This window comes from Paenibacillus sp. sgz302164 (genome assembly GCF_056120505.1).
The window spans coordinates 18,482-35,473 of the sequence record NZ_JBVYOL010000020.1 but is presented as its reverse complement, the minus strand read 5'-3'; the positions used below and the strand labels follow the sequence as shown (position 1 = coordinate 35,473).

14 protein-coding genes and 1 pseudogene are annotated in these 16,992 nt (G+C 46.9%); 11 read left to right on the top strand and 4 right to left on the bottom strand.

Going from position 1 to position 16,992, the window contains the following annotated elements; translation table 11 throughout:
* Positions 1 to 5 precede the first annotated feature (5 nt).
* On the top strand, positions 6 to 2,117 hold the full coding sequence (locus tag AC0LWT_RS27845) for a stalk domain-containing protein (RefSeq protein ID WP_474684551.1): 2,112 nt from the start codon (positions 6 to 8) through the stop codon (positions 2,115 to 2,117).
* 55 nt (positions 2,118 to 2,172) lie between these two features.
* Here the strand turns inward: AC0LWT_RS27845 and AC0LWT_RS27840 are convergent, their stop codons facing one another.
* Complete coding sequence (locus tag AC0LWT_RS27840) at positions 2,173 to 3,720, bottom strand: RCC1 domain-containing protein (protein WP_474684550.1); 1,548 nt, start codon at positions 3,718 to 3,720, stop codon at positions 2,173 to 2,175.
* 152 nt (positions 3,721 to 3,872) lie between these two features.
* On the opposite strand from AC0LWT_RS27840, the pseudogene AC0LWT_RS27835 reads away from it, so the two are divergent.
* From AC0LWT_RS27835 to AC0LWT_RS27805, 7 genes and pseudogenes are all read left to right on the top strand, one after another.
* A pseudogene (locus tag AC0LWT_RS27835) lies at positions 3,873 to 4,022 on the top strand (phosphate/phosphite/phosphonate ABC transporter substrate-binding protein); the annotation flags it as partial.
* Positions 4,023 to 4,283: 261 nt separating this feature from the next.
* Positions 4,284 to 5,738 (top strand): ABC transporter substrate-binding protein/permease, encoded by a 1,455-nt coding sequence (locus AC0LWT_RS27830; RefSeq protein WP_474684549.1) that lies wholly within the window; start codon positions 4,284 to 4,286, stop codon positions 5,736 to 5,738.
* On the top strand, positions 5,725 to 6,447 hold the full coding sequence (locus AC0LWT_RS27825) for an amino acid ABC transporter ATP-binding protein (RefSeq protein ID WP_474684548.1): 723 nt from the start codon (positions 5,725 to 5,727) through the stop codon (positions 6,445 to 6,447). Before AC0LWT_RS27830 ends, AC0LWT_RS27825 begins: the two co-directional genes overlap by 14 nt.
* A gap of 228 nt (positions 6,448 to 6,675) precedes the next feature.
* A complete protein-coding gene (locus AC0LWT_RS27820; protein ID WP_474684547.1) occupies positions 6,676 to 7,371 on the top strand; it encodes a YHYH domain-containing protein in 696 nt (231 codons plus the stop codon).
* 432 nt (positions 7,372 to 7,803) lie between these two features.
* Complete coding sequence (locus AC0LWT_RS27815) at positions 7,804 to 8,712, top strand: NUDIX hydrolase (protein ID WP_474684546.1); 909 nt, start codon at positions 7,804 to 7,806, stop codon at positions 8,710 to 8,712.
* Between the two features lie 33 nt (positions 8,713 to 8,745).
* Entirely contained in the window at positions 8,746 to 9,201 is a 456-nt protein-coding gene (locus AC0LWT_RS27810) for a macro domain-containing protein (protein ID WP_474684545.1), read from the top strand.
* Between the two features lie 26 nt (positions 9,202 to 9,227).
* Entirely contained in the window at positions 9,228 to 10,130 is a 903-nt protein-coding gene (locus AC0LWT_RS27805) for an ADP-ribosylglycohydrolase family protein (RefSeq protein ID WP_474684544.1), read from the top strand.
* On the opposite strand, the gene AC0LWT_RS27800 is transcribed toward AC0LWT_RS27805, so the two are convergent.
* The gene (locus tag AC0LWT_RS27800) at positions 10,127 to 11,059 is read right to left on the bottom strand and encodes a helix-turn-helix transcriptional regulator (RefSeq protein ID WP_474684543.1); all 933 of its coding nucleotides are present in this window, start codon (positions 11,057 to 11,059) and stop codon (positions 10,127 to 10,129) included. The two genes, AC0LWT_RS27805 and AC0LWT_RS27800, sit on opposite strands and share 4 nt — an antisense overlap.
* 165 nt (positions 11,060 to 11,224) lie before the next feature.
* Here AC0LWT_RS27800 and uvrA point away from each other — a divergent pair, with 165 nt between their 5' ends.
* From uvrA to AC0LWT_RS27785, 3 genes are read left to right on the top strand one after another with little or no spacing between them, the layout of a single operon-like run.
* Positions 11,225 to 13,780 carry an excinuclease ABC subunit UvrA gene (uvrA, locus tag AC0LWT_RS27795; protein WP_474684542.1) on the top strand — a complete coding sequence of 852 codons (2,556 nt, stop codon included), beginning with the start codon at positions 11,225 to 11,227 and terminating at the stop codon, positions 13,778 to 13,780.
* Complete coding sequence (locus AC0LWT_RS27790) at positions 13,767 to 14,114, top strand: hypothetical protein (protein ID WP_474684541.1); 348 nt, start codon at positions 13,767 to 13,769, stop codon at positions 14,112 to 14,114. Before uvrA ends, AC0LWT_RS27790 begins: the two co-directional genes overlap by 14 nt.
* Positions 14,115 to 14,156: 42 nt before the next feature.
* Positions 14,157 to 14,762, top strand: a complete 606-nt coding sequence (locus tag AC0LWT_RS27785) for a pentapeptide repeat-containing protein (RefSeq protein ID WP_474684540.1) — start codon at positions 14,157 to 14,159, stop codon at positions 14,760 to 14,762.
* A 52-nt stretch (positions 14,763 to 14,814) separates the two neighbouring features.
* Here the strand turns inward: AC0LWT_RS27785 and AC0LWT_RS27780 are convergent, their stop codons facing one another.
* Positions 14,815 to 15,642, bottom strand: coding sequence for a WYL domain-containing protein (locus tag AC0LWT_RS27780; RefSeq protein WP_474684539.1), 828 nt, complete (start codon positions 15,640 to 15,642; stop codon positions 14,815 to 14,817).
* Positions 15,629 to 16,939, bottom strand: coding sequence for a helix-turn-helix transcriptional regulator (locus AC0LWT_RS27775; RefSeq protein WP_474684538.1), 1,311 nt, complete (start codon positions 16,937 to 16,939; stop codon positions 15,629 to 15,631). Before AC0LWT_RS27775 ends, AC0LWT_RS27780 begins: the two co-directional genes overlap by 14 nt.
* Between the last annotated feature and the right edge of the window lie 53 nt (positions 16,940 to 16,992).

Sequence of the window (16,992 nt, the reverse complement as noted above, 5' to 3'; positions counted from 1 at the left end):
CCGAAGTGATAAATAGAATTATGACCGTTCTTCTAGCTTTTTTTCTGCTACTGACAGCTTTTGTTCAACCGAAGACATATGCAGCCTCCACAGGAGTTAACATTGAGGACCCTGTTCTTGAAAAAGCAATACGAGAAGAATTGAAGCTGGATGCCGACGCAACATTGGATTTTAAGGCTTTACAAAAGCTAACCTCCCTTTATCCAAAAGGGAAAGAGAAAGTCAAGAGTTTAAAAGGCTTGGAAATGGCACTTAATCTCCAGCAATTATTTCTGTCTAATCAGGAGATTACAGATATCAGCCCTCTAAGTGATTTATATAATTTGACGTTTCTTGCATTGGATCATAATCAAATTCAAAATGCATGTCCGATATCCACCCTTCCTCAATTACAAAAGCTAGTGATCAGCAGCAATCAAATTGAGGATATTAGTTGCTTTTCCCATCTGAGGTCCCTGACTGATTTACTTGCTAGCAGTAACAAAATTCAAAATATAAGCCCACTGGTAAAGCTTAAAATAGGTTGGCTTGATGTTGCGAATAATCCCGTTACAGACATATTACCTATCGGCTCCATGGAGAAGCTCCATCATATATACGTTGATCAAGACCATCTAAATGATCAGTCACAATCACTGCTTCAGCAGCTCGAACAATCGGGAGTAGCAGTGAATCGCACTGCGGCCGCTGCGGACGGCATATCAGGTATATCTGTTTATGTTAATGACGAAAGAGTTTTATTTGATCATGCTCCTTTGGTGGACGCTGGGACGACTTTGGTGCAATTCCGGCCTCTTTTCGAAAAATTGGGTTTCGTTATTCACTGGGATAGTAATACCAGAACCATTCAAGCGGAGAAAGAGGGAATGCAGCTTACTCTGCAAGTCGATAATCCGATTGGTACCTTGAATGGTACACCCTATACGATGCCGGTTGCGCCAAGAAATGTTGACGGCAGTATATTTGTGCCGATTCGTTTCGTAGGGGAAGCATCCAAATACGATGTTACCTGGGAAAGTCCCACCAAAACCATTTATCTCATGCCGATTCATACGATAATAAGCCATGACGGGAAGTCAAAGTTAACAGTCAGCGGGAAATGGCTCAGTAAACCACTGCCACAAACGGCCTCTATGTATCAAATATATGCTGTGAACGGTAATAATGGGTTAATTACGATTACGGAACCCAAACCGGAAGCCAATGAGACGAAGATAAGCACGCTTGAGGAATATGAGGAAGCAGTTAAAAAATCAATGGAACCGCAGCACGTCACGCAATTTTCTAAAGACACGATCATGAAAATTAATGGAATGAATGCTCGTCAATTTTCCTATTCTGCTACTGGGACGAATGGAGCAAGTTATACGGTCGTTCAAACCCTATTTGAGGGAAAGTATAACTATTTTAGAGTGATTCTAGTTATTTGGGACCTCGTTTATTCAGAAGTAAATAAAGACTATCAGGACATCATTCAAACTTTTGAAGAGATCAAAACAATGAGTCAACAAAGTCATGAGAAATTTGGAACACTTAAACCAACTGAACGTCTGCTGGATGCAGCACATTACTATCGGAAACTAGGGTATTTTGAGAAGGATAAGGGGTTGACGAGCCAGCAATTTGATGATAAATTCATTGAGTTTTACAAGGGGCTTGTAACTAAGAACTGGGACCCGTTTGACGCAGCTAAGTATTATGATGAGCTTGCTGATTTGTATGTATTGAAGGAAGACCTGGGTCGGGTCTGGTTCGAAGATACGGAAGCAGATGTCGGCAAGGGGAGCGGCGTATATGTGGATGTATTGAAAAAGTGGAGTGAAATATCTCGCGGCGCTTTCCAGCCGACCGATATTATGGAAACATGGGGAAGTGATGAAGGGCCAGTTACTCTAAGTTTTTCTCTTAATGGTCAGAAGAAGGTCATTCATCCTCGGTATATGAATGATTTTATTGATACAGGGATACTCAAGGATATTAATGATATGATTAAGGAAAGCGGATATCAGTTTGTAGAAGTTGAGGTCGATCAAGAGGCATTTGTGACCGTATTGACGGCAGAAGAGAAGACAAAGATACAGCAGGATCGTTATATCCCATTTATATCTTTCGAATAGTCACTCTCTTGTTTGTAAAAGAGGCCATTCCCTAAAAGGAGGAATGGCCTTATTTTCACTTCGTTATGATTTTGACAGTTTTTGTTTCTGTCACCCATTCGACCTTTGTGCCTAGCGACTCGGCAATAAATCGAACGGGAACAAGAGTGCTGCTATTCATGATCGTGGGCGGCGTGTCTAGGAGTATAGGATTACCGTTCAATGTAGCAGTTTGATTGCCGACGGTCAGGCTAATCACGTTCAGGCCTTTCATCGCCGTTACCGATGAGGTGGGCGCATCCCATCTTACGCTCGCTCCTAATGATTCGAATATTTTTCGAAGCGGCACTAAAGTGCTTCCGTTGACGATTGTTGGTTGCTGTTCAAATGATAGAGGTTTACCGTCTAAAGTGACAGAGATTAATTCAGTCGGAGGTGTTGGTTCCGTATCATTGCTTTTAATCCACACCGGTTCAGTACGATACCACTCCGTACCGTCGCCGGTATATCCGCCGCCCCATGACCATAACGTTCCGTCTTCACGCAGTGCCATAGAGCGATATCCGGAACCGTGGGCGGCAATTTTTTTGATTTTCATGAGCCCCTTTACTTGTACAGGGATATCGCTATTGTCGTAGGAACCAATGCCTAATTGGCCGCCGCGGTTATCGCCGCTTGCCCAAACTGTGCCATCGCTTTTTAAGAAAAGAGGACCGCCGGCAGTTGCACGGAGATCCATGACATCTTGGATTCCTTGCACCTTCTGAGGCGTGGATTTATTTGAGGTATCTTGTCCGGCTGCTACGCCTTGGCCGTTTGAACCGAATACCCAAACAGTTCCGTCTTTTTGTAGCGCGTAAGAGCTTGCGCCGCCCGCCGCGACTTCTTTTATATCGTTTAAACCTTCAATTTTTATCACTGCACCCCGATTTAACGTCCACACGGTTCCGTCCTGTTTCAGAACCAACAGATTATCGCCGTATCCCGTGGAAATGGAAGCGACATTGTCGAAGCGCAATTGCACTGGAGTTTTGTAGTTGCCCATAGTACCATCAGACTTTTTGTAATATAGACCTCCCCAAGCCCAAAGGGTACCGTCATCTTTAATGGCGTAGCTTTGGGTCCAGGTTCCCCAAACGGCAACGACGTGGGACAATCCTTGAACTTGAGTCGGAATGGCTCTATTATTATCTGAGACTACTTGCCCGGAGCCTGTTGCACGAGTTGTTTCCGTACCGTCTCCGATTTGACCGTCTGTATTGTCACCCCAAGTCCATACGGTACCGTCTTTCTTAACTGCAAGTGCATGATCGGCACCGGCGGAAATCGAGATCACATCTTGTATATCTTTCACTTGGGTAGGAAACTTTGTGTTGGCTGCTGATGGCCCCTTTTCCCCATTTCCAAAAACACCTGAACGGTTGGATTCCCCCCATGCCCATACGGTTCCATCATTTTTAATCCCGAGACTGACTCTGCCTCCTACTGCTATGTCCTTCCATCCGATAAAACTATCCTCGGCATAGATGATTTGAGCGGGAACCGTAAACACAAGTGAGAGGAGCAAGGGAACTATTAACGCGGGCCTAACAAGGATGGATGGAAGCCTTCTCTTTTTTGCCATGAATCAAACCCCTTTTGTAAAGTTAATACTTATAAATTCTCCATTAGGAATCTATTCCCTTCATAGATTTTTTGTAAAACTTTGTATATTCAATCATAGTTAATTGGTACTATAATAGCTCTAGTGGGTATTAGGTGCTAGAAGTGACATACCCAAACGACACCATTTCTGTACGTTCGGATATGGATCCGGAATGGCGCAAAAAGATCCAACATGCTTTTATTTCTGTAGGAAACGATTTTTCGAAGATAAAAAAATTCGAAATTGTTCGAGAGGTTATTAGGTATATGAATGCTGATTAGATAAAAGGCAGGGGAGTATTACAGATGTGATGGCAGATCATTGAAAAGTAGCACATTTTATCTAATTGTATAGCCTGCAGAACTCAAGCGGAGATAACGCCTGGGTTTTGTTCAGTTAGAGGACAGCTTTTAGACAAAATCCCCCCCAGGTTACAAATAGTTTGTCTTAGCTGCTGCCGCGGCTTTAATTGCATAATGAGCCGTACTCCTTTATAATTGCTCAGGGTTCATGTTTATTTTATGAGTTGGGAGAGAAGCAGGTTGAAAAAAATTTACCGTTATACGGTTCTTATGCTGTTGATGCTGCTGGCAAGTTTTCCCGTTCTGACCGCTTATGGGGCAGGCAGCCAGTCAGAGAGAACTCTTGTGCTGGGTACCAGCGCCGAGTATGCGCCGTATGAATTTCATAAAACGATCAATGGGAAAGATCAGATTGTAGGTTTTGACATTGACATTGCGGGCGAGATCGCCAAGGATATGGGAGCGAAGCTTGTTATTGAGGATATGAGTTTTGATGCCCTGCTGCCCGCTTTGCAGAGCGGCCGGGTTGATTTGGTCATATCGGGCATGACGCCGACGGATGAACGCAGGCAAAGCATCGATTTTTCGGATAATTATTACCAATCCAAGCAGGTCTTGATGGTTCGTACCGAAGACAAGGAACGTTATAAAACCATGGACAGCCTCAACGGGGAAAAAATTGGCGCGCAAAAAGGTTCCATTCAGGAGGAGATCGCGCAGTCCATTCCCGGGGCTGTGATTACATCCCTGGACCGCATACCGGATCTTGTTCTGCAATTGCAGACGAAACGGGTTAATGCCGTCATCCTGGAAGATACCGTCGCGCTCGGCTACCTGCAGGACAAAGGGCTTACACTTGCGGAAGCCGTTCCGGACCAGGCACCTGTTCAGGCGGCCATTGGCATCCGCAAAGGCAACGCAGAGCTGCTGGCCAAAGCCAACTCGACAATCACCCGTCTGAAGAGCGAGGACCGCATTGCCGAGATGGTTAAACAAGCGAGCCAGCTATCTGTTGAAAGACAGCCGTCTACCGGCAATATATTCACAACATTCTGGGAATACCGCAGCTATTATGCGCTTGGTCTTGGCTATACCCTGCTGCTGTCGGCGCTTGGCGTCTTGTTCGGCTTTGTGATCGGCCTGATCATCTGTCTGCTGCGGATGTCGGGTACCCGGGTGATCCGCTGGCTGGGCACCACGTATGTCGAGGTGTTGCGCGGAACGCCGATGCTGGTGCAGCTCATGATCGTCCACTATGGGCTGGCGCTCACTCTGAACATCAACTTTACCCCGCTGCAGTCGGGGATTATTACGCTGTCCCTGAACAGTTCGGCCTATTTGGCGGAGATTTTCCGCGCGGGCATTCAAGGCGTGAACCGCGGGCAGATGGAAGCAGCCCGTTCGCTAGGGATGAGCAGGGCGCTGGCGATGCGCCATATTATTTTGCCGCAGGCGTTCAAGTCCGTCCTTCCTGCGATCGGGAACGAGTTTATTACGATTATCAAGGAATCCTCCATCATCTCTGTGATCGGGATGGCAGATATTATGTACCAGGCGGGGATCGTGAAAAACATTACGTACAAGGGACTTAGCCCGTTCATTATTGCAGCCGCGATTTATTTTGTATTGACTTTCTTGCTGTCCAAACTGCTTGGTGCATGGGAAAGGAGGATGGGAGCAAGTGATCACCGTTAAAGGGTTGCGCAAATCGTATGGGAGCACAGAAATTCTCAAAGGAATCGATATCAGCATTGCAGGCGGCGAGGTCGTTGTTGTCATCGGGCCTAGCGGCTCGGGCAAAAGCACATTTCTGCGTTGTATGAACCTGCTTGAGCAGCCGAGCGGCGGCGAAATTATGTTCGAGAACGCGTCCATTACAAGCCGTGGACACAACATTAACGCCACCCGGGAGAAAATGGGCATGGTGTTCCAGCATTTCAACCTATTTCCGCATAAGACTGTTCTGCAAAATCTAACCCTTGCACCTATCAAGGTGAAAGGCCTGCCAGCCGCTGAAGCGGAAAAGACTGCGATGGAGCTGCTGCATACTGTCGGACTGGCAGACAAAAGGGATGTTTACCCGTCCCAGCTCTCCGGCGGGCAGCAGCAGCGGATTGCCATCGCGCGCGCATTGGCGATGCAGCCGCATGTGATGCTGTTTGACGAGCCGACTTCAGCGCTTGATCCGGAAATGGTCGGCGAGGTGCTGGATGTCATGAAGAAGCTGGCTGAAGGCGGCATGACCATGATTATCGTAACCCATGAGATGGGGTTTGCCCGCGAAGTGGGCGACAGGATTGTGTTTATGGACAAAGGCGTGATCGTGGAGGAAGGAACGCCTGAGCAGGTGTTCGGAAGCCCGTCTAACGCCCGTACGAAGGATTTTTTGGCGAAAGTTCTATAGAGCGAATTAAAGAGATAGTTGGGGAACGAAATGAGGACGTGCGTTGTGCATGGTCCTCATTTTCATTTAATGAGGCTCGCGGCAGTGTATATGAGTGGAAAAAATTACTGTCGAAAAAAGGAATTTCCAGTTAGAATGTGGAATAAGTCGTGAGAACTATCGGGCTGGTTTTCAACAACTTTATGGGGGCACTGTCGAATGAAGATTACAACAAAGGGGGAATTATCTATGAAGTACAGATTATGTATCTTAATAATGGCACTGCTCATTCTTTTTACTTCATCCTCGATCGCTTCTGCTCATTCAGGACGAACGGATTCAAATGGCGGCCATAATTGCTCTGCCAAGTCACAAGCCAAAGGATTATGTACGGGTTATCACTATCATAACGGAGGCAGCTCCAGTTCCGGCAGTTCAGACAGTTCCTCTTCATCGCCCTCAACCAAAACTCCGGCAAGCGAACCCAAGAAAGCAGAGCCTGATCATAGACTAAAGGCGTCTTTGCCAAATTATAAAGTTAAGATCAATGACAAAGAAATCGATAATACATATGCCAAGTATCCCGTCTTATCTTTTAAAGACATTACTTATTTTCCGATGACTTGGACATACACCCAAGCGCTTGCTCTAGACATTAGCTGGAGTGCGGATACCGGTTTTTCGATCAGAAAGACTGATAATAAAGGCGCTGATTTTACTCAAGAAAAAGGGTCATATAACAGTTTGAACGCAGAATACGTGGTCAATCTTCCGTCCGGCAACATATTTGTAAATGATGCATGGCTCGATAATGCCAAAGAAGAGTATCCTGTAATTGTTTATAATGACGTTGTATATTTCCCTATGACATGGAAGTTTGCCGTCGATGAACTTGCGCTAACAGCAAGCTATGATTCAACAACCGGATTCAATATTAAAAAGTAACTATCTGCCGGATCCGTTTCGGTAAGTATAACGCCCAGCATGTTCTCCTACAATCGATAGGCAGCCGGAATTGCGAAAACATGACCCATAATGACAACAATTGTGACTCAGTCATCATATTTTGGGCCGCAAGACTCTCTCGAGGGATGAATGAAGTATGAGTCTCAGGGTTTCCATTAGGGTAAAATTGGGCCGACGCCCGAATGTTCAGCTGAATACAGCAAACGGGTCATGACAAAGTCATCGTGAAAATCATGACGCATTCACCGGCTTTATAAAGCAAAAAATGAAGAACGTTGGCCCGTGAAGGGCCGGCGTTTTTTTAATTTTTCCTGAACCGGTGCGTATTGACATTGCGTTATGAAGTTGATGTATAATAACAAATAGATAATAACATTTTGATAATAACAAAATGAGGCAGGTTGTATGATCATGAGCGAACCATCATTCATCCGTGACCGGAATGGCATGACTGAGAAGGAGTACTTAGATTCCTATGATGCAAGTATATACGAAAGTCCTTCTGTTACAGTGGATATGCTTATTTTTACCGTTATGGATCAAGTTCAGGATAATTACAGGAAGCTTCCGGAGAAGTCGTTACAGCTTCTGCTTATTAGGAGAGGGGAGCACCCTTTTATTGGTCAATGGGCTTTGCCGGGAGGCTTCGTTTCCATTCATGAGAGCATTGAGGATGCGGCCAGGCGGGAACTGAAGAGCGAAACCAATATCGGGAATGTGTATATGGAACAGTTGTTTACATGGGGCGACGTTGACCGGGATCCGAGAACGCGGGTTATCAGCTGCTCTTATATGGCGCTTGTAGCCCGTACATCCTTGGATGTTCGGGCTGGAGACGATGCGGACGACGCCAAATGGTTCGATGTAACGTATACCGTTTTCCAAGAGAAGATCACCAATCTGGATGAAGGTTATGAAATCGAAAGGCTTATCAAGATCGTCCTGCGAAACGAAACCGACAATTTAACTGCAACGGTAAAAATTACGGAGACAGCGATTCAGCGAACAACAAAAATTATCCGAGAGGTTGTGGACTCACTGGGCATCGCTTTCGACCACGCCAAAATTATCGAGTACGCGATAGAACGATTGCGCAACAAAATCGAGTACACAGACATCGCCTTCAACCTCATGCCCCCGTTATTCACGCTATCGGAACTTCAACAGGTATATGAGGTCGTGCTTGGAAAAGAACTTTTAGCCGCTGCATTCCGGAGAAAGATTGCGCCTATGGTCAAGGAGACAAATGAATTCACAAAGGACGCGGGACATCGTCCCTCTAAGCTTTACCGGTTTAACCCAAGCTGGAATCGGCACTGAAGGAAGAATGTGGAGAAGGGGCGAAGTGAGGATATGACGGTTAATCTTGTTACGGGAAATTTGCTTCAAGCATCGGAACATATCATTGGTCATCAGGTGAATTGCCAGGCAGTAATGGGATCGGGAGTAGCCAAACAGGTTAAACAGCTTTATCCCAAAGCGTTTACGGAATATTTACAGTTTTGTCTGCGAAATAAAGAGAATTTGCTTGGAAGCTGCCAGCTAGTTGCAGTTGGAACGGATAAGTATGTGGCCAACTTGTTTGGACAGCAATATTTTGGCAGGGACGGTAAGAAATATACGAACGATGAAGCTTTAAGGGGTGCTTTGGGGCAATTATATGAGTTTGCCAAAACGAATCAATACTCCGTTGCGCTCCCTTATCGAATCGGTTGTGATCGGGGTGGCGGAGACTGGGCCGTTGTCTCGACTATGATCCACGATATTTTCACAGATGTAGCAGTTACGCTCTATCAATATAAGCCTTAACGCCGCGGGAACAAGGAGGAATTTTGATGAGTATCGATAAAATCAAGGGTGGGCTATACGGCGTTGCGATTGGAGATGCGCTAGGCGGTACGACGGAATTTATGACGAAGAAAGAAGTTCAGCAGAAATATGGCTATCTTACTGAAATTATCGGCGGCGGAGTCTGGGATTTAGCTCCCGGTGAAGTGACTGACGATACGATGATGACTTTGTGTGTGGCGGAGGGAATTTTAGAAAACCCTCACGACCCTGGCCAAGCAATCGGTGAAAAGTTTCTTGGGTGGTACCGGTCCGATCCCAAAGATATCGGGAACATCATTCGAAGAGTGTTCGCCACCTATCGCGGAAATTGGTTTGAGGCCGCATTCCTGGCTGATTTGGATCTGGGACAGAGCGCCGGCAACGGCTCACTCATGCGCTGTCTCCCTGTAGGATTAAGCTATCCTAATCTTTCGGATATTGAAACAATTTCACGAATGCAGTCGAAAATGACGCACTATGACGAACGCTGCAATCAAGCCTGTGACATATACAATCGCATAGTTTGCAGACTCTTCAACGGTGAGGCCCTCAATGAAGCGATCAAGAGTGAAATCGTCGATACGGAATACCGGGATATCCTTACAAATGAACCCGACTGCGAACCGAGCGGTTTTGTCGTTCATACGTTTCGTTGGGTACTTCACATACTGCTTCATACCGCCTCCTTCCCTGAAGTCGTTCAGCATGCGGCCAATTTGGGAGGGGATTCCGATACGATAGCCGCAATTGCAGGAGGTCTGGCCGGCGTCCATTATGGATTCGACAATATTCCCCGGCAATATTCGGATGCGATAATTATTAAAAGCAAGCTCGATACATTGTCGGAGCAAATCGCAAGACTGCGCGGGCAGTACTCCGAGAACACGGGCAAAACGTCAAGCAGCTAAAGCTGGCTGACGTTTTTTATTTTATAAATCCCCATTAATCTGTTAATTCTTCGAATAATCTCTAATCGAACATTTTCAGGCTCCAGGCATTCGCATTTATCTCCAAAACGAAGCAAATAACCGTATCCGTGGTCATTTTCAATAAATGGAAAGGAAACGATCCATTTATTTTCCCCATAAGACTCGATGTTTTCTTCTCCGCAATAGTCCGTCATAAAATCTCTGAGTGATTCATCGATTAGAAGTTTAATCGTAATCGTATTATTTTCGGAGGAGTTCAACGTCCCGGATTCAAATTCTCTGGGAACAAATCTCTCATCGAGTAGTTTTAGCGACGTAATGCGCGAAAGTTTAAAGGTACGGAAGTCTTGCTTGGAAGTACAATAGCCGTGCAAATACCAAGCCGAATCTTTTAACACCAATCTATATGGCTCGATCCTCCTTTGAGTTCGTCTGTCATTTTGGTCGGAATAATTAAAAGACAATAACCGCTTCTCATCGAGCGCAACTTTCATTTCCTCAAAGTTTGGCTTTACGTTTCTGCTGCCGAACCACGGCGTATGATCAATGGTAATCTGACTTTCGAAATTCCTGATTTGCTCTTCCGGAACCAACCCTTTTACTTTTGCCATCGTATTGAGGATTTCTTCGCTGGACATAGAAGAATGGATGCTATTAAGTCCGATTAGCAGCGCAGTGATGTCCGTAACCGTAAACAGCTTTTTTTCTATTTTGTATTCTTCCATGATGCCGATACCGCCGTTAGCGCCAGGATAAGTAATGATCGGGATACCTGCCTTGTTTATTGCTTCTATGTCTCTAAAGATGGTTCGAGGCGTGACTTCAAACATTTCCGCAAGCTTGGAAGCACTGACTTTATTACGCTCAAGCAGCAGCATGACAATGGATAGCAATCGATCTATCTTCACTGTAATCACCTTAAATTTTTTAATTAGCGCATAAAAACTATGACATACTGTTGTCATAATTGTATATGATACCTTTAAATATGTCGATGCCCAAAGTCGCCCGTTAAGTCCTCAACTTCTGAGCTGGATGCGGTATCTATTTGATGTGTTCGAGGAGGTCACCTTATGCACAGCTTCATACATGTTAGCGGCGCAAGGGAAAATAATTTAAAAAACATCAGTATTAAAATTCCGCGCGATCAAGTCGTTGTATTCACCGGAGTGAGCGGTTCGGGGAAGTCCAGTCTGGCGTTCGATACGCTTTATGCCGAGGGTCAAAAACGCTACGTGGAATCACTATCCGCATATGCCCGCCAATTTTTGGGGCAAGTCCAAACACCGGACGTTGATTCTATTGAAGGGCTTTCGCCCGCTATCGCGATTGAACAAAAAACAACCTCGAAAAATCCCCGTTCCACTGTCGGTACGGTGACAGAAATTTACGATTACTTGCGTCTGCTGTGGGCTAGGACAGGCACTCCGTATTGCCCCGATTGCAAGGAAGAAATTAGCCGGCAATCTATCGATGAAATCGTCGATCATATTTACAAGCTGCCGCAAGGAACCAAATTTGCGGTATTGGCGCCGGTAATCCGGGGCGAAAAAGGCGAGCACCTTAAGGTACTTGAGCAGGCCAAGCTGAACGGATATGCGCGTGTTCGAGTGGACGGCACTTTCTATTCCTTGAATGAAGATATTCAACTTCATAAAAACAAAATGCATACGATTGAAATCGTCGTAGACCGGCTCATGGTTCGGGCGGAGGATGCGCAGCGTCTGGTCGATTCCCTGGAATCAGCGTTTTCGTTATCCGGCGATGTCGTAACTATATATCAATACGAGAGTCAAAAAGAAACTTGCTTTTCTCAAAGCTACAGCTGTTCGCGATGCGGTCAATCGCTTCCCGAGTTATCGCCGCGAATGTTTTCGTTCAATAACCAATACGGGGCCTGCCAGACTTGCTACGGACTCGGATTTCATTTCAAAGCGGGCTCGTATGAGCAGTTTTCCAACATGCAGAAGGAGGTTGAGGATGACCTCTCTGCACCGCCGTGCCCCGATTGTCATGGCGACCGCCTGGCCCCTATGCTCCTGGCTGTAAAGGTCGGTGGTATAAACATTGCCGATTTCTGCAAATTATCCGTTAACGACGCGATCGATTTTATAGCAAATCTGAGGCTGCCCGGAGCGAAAGCGGCAATCGCGGATTCAATCCTTGCAGAAATTCGCTCCCGGCTTATGTTCATGAAAAACGTCGGTCTGGAGTATTTAACGCTTTCCAGAGCTTCAGGCACGCTTTCCGGCGGTGAAAATCAGCGCATTCGGCTAGCTACGCAAATTGGCTCGGGCTTGACCGGAGTGCTGTATGTTTTGGACGAACCTTCTATTGGACTTCATCAGCGGGACAATGCGCTCCTCTTGTCCGCGTTAAGGGACTTGTGCGATAAGGGGAACACGCTCATTATTGTTGAACATGACGAAGATACGATCCGGCAAGCGGATTGGATTGTAGATATAGGGCCGAGAGCGGGAAAACATGGCGGACAAGTTGTTGCGCAAGGAACGCTTGACAACCTTATAAACGAACCAAACTCCATAACCGGTCAATATATTTCCGGCAAGAAACAAATTGCGGTGCCCCAAATGCGGCGCATGGGCAGCGGAAAATCCCTGACCATCATCGGCGCGGCGGAAAATAATTTGAAGGGAATCGACGTTTCGATCCCTCTTGGCACACTGACCTGTGTTACCGGCGTTTCGGGCTCCGGAAAGTCCAGCTTAATCAATGAAATATTGTACAAAAAGCTTGCTGCGGAGCTTAACCGGGCCCATACTCGCGCAGGCAAACATAAGCAAATAGAGGGAGTGGTTTCTCTCGACAAAATTATTTATATCGACCAAAGCCCGATCGGGCGCACGCCCCGTTCCAATCCGGCTACCTACACGGGTCTTTTTGACCTGATCCGGTCACTCTACGCGCAGACAAATGAAGCGAAAATTCGCGGATACGATGCGAAAAGATTTTCGTTTAACGTTCCGGGCGGCCGCTGTGAGGCTTGTTCCGGCGATGGTCTTATGAAAATAGAAATGCATTTTCTTCCCGATGTCTTTGTCCCCTGTGATGTTTGCAAAGGGAAACGTTATGGCCGTGAAACGCTGGAAATTCACTATAAGGGCAAAAGCATTGCAGATGTGTTAGCGATGACTGCAGACGAAGCTGTTGCGTTTTTTGGAAGTATTCCTAAAATCCGCAGAAGAATAGAGGCGCTTTGCAAGGTAGGGCTAGGTTATGTTCAGCTCGGGCAGGCCTCAACGACGCTTTCAGGCGGCGAAGCGCAGCGGGTGAAGCTTGCAGCGGAACTGCTTAAACCGGCTACGGGCTCGACTCTATACGTGATGGATGAACCGACAACGGGCTTGCACGTTGCGGATGTGCATCAATTGGTTCACATTTTGCATGACTTGGTTGACAGCGGAAATACGGTTGTTATAATTGAGCACAACTTGGATGTGATAAAAAACGCCGATTATATCATTGATCTGGGACCCGAGGGCGGCATAAATGGAGGTCACCTGGTCTGCTCCGGTACTCCGGAGGAAGTGGCGGAATGCGAGATAAGCTATACCGGGCACTATTTGCGAAATGAGCTGAAGGGGAAGCAAACGAATGAATCTGATTGATCACGAAGTTACTCATATTAAATTTGGCGCCGGGCGGGTAGTGAACAAGGATGACGAGCGGGTAATGGTCGTATTTACGGACACAATCGGGCAAAAAACGTTTGTATATCCGGACGTCTTCGAGCAATACCTGCGAATGAACAACCCCGTCATTCAGGACTTTGTTTTCTCGGAATATAAGCGGAAGCAGGAACAGCTCGAAGCGGAAAAACAACATCGGGAAAAGCTGCTCAGAGAAGAGGCGGAGCGAGCAGCTTCCATACTAGCCGAGCGACAAGCCATTGATAAGAAAGCAAAGCCATCCAAGAAAAAAGCCGTAACAAAAAAGAAGTAGCCGTACGAACGGCTGAAATGTTTGTTGGCAGGAGGATTAAGTATGTACCAATACAAGAATCAGTCCTATGATGAGGTGCAATTTGACGGGCGAGATTTACGATACGGCGAGTTAGTACACTGTACATTCAAAAAATGTACGTTTATGAATGCCTCAATGGAAGAAGTGACTACAAGCAACTGCCGTTTCGTCGAATGCATTTTCCGCGGAGCCGCCTTAAACGGCTCTGTACATACGGAGACAGCTTTCGAAAACTGTCATTTTACCGGAGCAAATCTTTTCGTATCTAAATTCACGTCTTGCAAAATGACAGGTTCCGACTTTGCAGGCGCCCAGTTGGATGGGATTACGATTCAAGGAGGGGACTGGTCTTACACCAATTTAAGGCATGTGGCGCTAAGCAAACAAGATTTAAGGGGAGTTCGCTTCTTTGAGACCGATTTTGCGGATGCAAATTTGGAAAAGGCCGATTTAAGAAATTGCGACTTGACCAGAGTGTCATTGGCCAAAGCCAAGCTGCAAGGAGCGGACCTGAGAGGCGCTAACCTAGATGGGGTTGATTTAAAGAGCCTTAATTTGAAGGGGGTGCGAATGGATAGTATTCAAGCGGTTATCTTTTTAAAATCCTTTGGAGCCAGAGTAGATTAAAAGCGGTGCGAATGACAAAAGAAGCGGGCCCGCGGCCCCGCTGCTGTAATTTTTACGAAGAAAGCTCCTCTTCTTCGGATTGCATAACACCATACCGCTCCAGCGCTTTTGTTGACGATTCCAGCATCCGCTTTTTCAGATAATCGCCTTGGATAACCCGGACCCGCTTGCCGAGGAAACGGATTTTGGAGAGCAAATATTCGTATTCGTCTTCGAGCAAGCATATCCTGACTTGATAAACGTCGTTCCCGGCGTCGTACTCGACATCCTTTTCGAAGCAGGAGAAGGCATAAAGGATGCGCGACAATTCTCTGTTGTATTCGCGGACCACTCCGATGACGGCTTCGGCTTTGCGCGAGTCGAGCGTCCGGCTGATTTTGGCGAAGATGGCGTCTGCTTCCGCCTGCTCGACAGGCTCTGCCGAGACGGAGACAATGTTCGTTAGCCTTGTGCTCATTAATGCATGGTGCCGGAGGTGGTACCACAGCAGGTACCATTCTCTTTTGACCATGGAGTATTCCAATTTGTACGGCAGCCCCGAATGGTCCGAATTCACTCGCCCGCCCTTGATCGAGTAAGTAATTCGAATCCCGCACTTATTCGTCATATAGCGGCGCAAAGTGCGGAGGAGCGGGTGGTAGACCTGTTTCTCCATGCTTCTCGCTTTTTCGATCAGGTGCTCCGAGGTATCCATGACGAGGTCGGCTTCAAGCAGGGAGCGCAGCTTTTCCAAGGTTCCGGCAGTGAAAGCCTCGGCCGCAGCGGGATGCTCCAGCATCGTTTTCAGCCAAGCCCTTTCGTGCGAGGTGACCATGAACGTACCGGAATCCTCCAGCCGGGAGATGATCTGGTAGTTGAAGATTTTTTCAAAAAGATTCATAGTACTCTTGAATCTCCTTCCATTCGGCAATCATTTCCCGGCGGAACCGGACCGGCTCCAAAATTTCGCAGCTTGACCCGAAGCTTCGCAGCCATGGCTTAATTTCAGTAGTTCCGTTAACGGTAATTTCAAATATAAAAGAATGTTCATCCTCGTACACGATTTGCCCCCATTGTCCTTGCAGCAGGACGCGCTCTTTAATGAAATTGGGCTCCAGGCTGTCCGGATTGTAAAATCGGGCGCGCACCGTCACCGGCCGTCCGGTATCGATCAGCCAGCTGTACTTGATTTTTGCCTCCAAATCGGTTGTCTTCTCCTTGAACAAATCCTCTGCGACAACTTCATCTTCTTCGATCTGAGTCATGCCCTCCATACGGTATTTCCGAACTCCCTCTCTGCCGCTCGCGAGCAAATACCACCGTCCGTACTGATGATCGTAGACGACCTTCAGCGGAAGCGTCGTTTCCATTTTGCCTTCCGTTTCGCGCTCGAACAGAGGGTTGGTGTTCTTGGAGGCGTAGCTTTTATCGGCTTTGGGCGAGAAATACAAAAATCGGACTTTGCGGCGGCCGCGGATGGCGCTCAGGAGCGTGAACAGATGCGCTTCATCCAAAATCCGCGAGTAATAGTGATACTTATATAAAAATGGCTCGATAGCATGCTTTTCCGCTTGATTGCGCATAAATTGTTTCTTCAACCCGTCGCGCAGCAAATAGCCTTGCACGGAAGGCACCTGCGTGTTCGCCATAACGTCCACAAAATCGTACAGATCAAAAAGCTCCTCATCCGACAATTCCCGGATCAGGTCGTTTTGAAGCCGGTACCGGTAGGGGCGGGCCCCGGGCTCCCTTTTGATCACGCCGACCTCTTCCAAATATTTGAGATCCGACCGGATCGTCTTTTCATCAGGGAGGGGGAGATCGGAACTTAAACCGCTGCAGCAAATGTCCATAAGCTCCATAGTCGTCAGCGCTTGTTCGTTCAAAGCCGCCAGGAGCAGCGAGACTCTGTGAGATTCGGATTCCTTCAAGGATTTGGCGCGAAACAGGAACAACAGCATCGGATCGGTCGACTCGTAGTAGCTGAAGCGGATCGATTCGGCAAATTCTTTGCCCTGCTCCTGCGGCAGCTGCCTATATATGGTGTTCACGATTTCTTTGAGCCGCCGGAGCGTTTTGTCGAAGGTATGTACGGAAATGCCCAGCCGTTCAGCGAATTGCTGTCTGCTGTACGCGCCGCTTGTCAGCACGAGCATGCGCAGAAATTGGATCTCTTTATCGAAGCTTTCCTTGGCCACTATAATCCTCCGTTCAATCAACGTGCCTTTCTCTATTGTAACAGGGGTTGGAT